1 protein-coding gene is annotated in these 552 nt (G+C 62.0%); it reads left to right on the top strand.

The annotated features are described in order from the left end of the window. Positions 1 to 238: hypothetical protein (locus tag F8N85_RS34465; RefSeq protein WP_150807656.1), on the top strand; the 238-nt coding region annotated here is incomplete at its 5' end. Between the last annotated feature and the right edge of the window lie 314 nt (positions 239 to 552).

Raw genomic sequence — 552 nt, 5'->3', positions numbered from 1 at the left:
GTCGACCCGTAACTTCCCGAACCGTCTGGGCGACGGCGCGAACGTCTACCTGGCTTCGGCCGAGTTGGCGTCTGTCGCCTCCATCCTGGGTCGTCTGCCGACCGTCGAGGAGTACATGGAATACGCCGGCAAGATCGACAGCATGGCGGCCGATGTTTACCGCTACCTGTCCTTCGACCAGATCGCCGAGTTCCGTGAAGCGGCTGCGAACGCCAACATCCCGGTCGTTCAAGCCTGACGCCTGTGGCGAGGGAGCTTGCTCCCGCCGGCCTGTCCGCGCTCGGGCGCAGCAATCGTAAAATCAGCCCCCGCATTCCATCTGGATACTCGCGGTGGCTGATTTTCGGGCCGCTTCGCAACCCAGGGGGAGCAAGCTCCCTCGCCACAAAAAAACGCCGCCCATCGTGAGATGAGCGGCGTTTTTTCATGCCTGTACGAAGATCAACTGTGTGGGCGTACTCGCGGGGTGTCAGTAGGCACTTGTATTGACTGACACACCGCCTTCTCGCAGCCCCTCAATTGTCTGGGTACATCCGCGAGAGCCAGGCCGGC

The organism is Pseudomonas fluorescens (genome assembly GCF_902497875.1).
Classification (GTDB): Bacteria; Pseudomonadota; Gammaproteobacteria; order Pseudomonadales; family Pseudomonadaceae; genus Aquipseudomonas; species Aquipseudomonas fluorescens_BR.
Note: the sequence above shows the minus strand (reverse complement) of the source record. Positions and strands in the feature narration are given on the sequence as shown.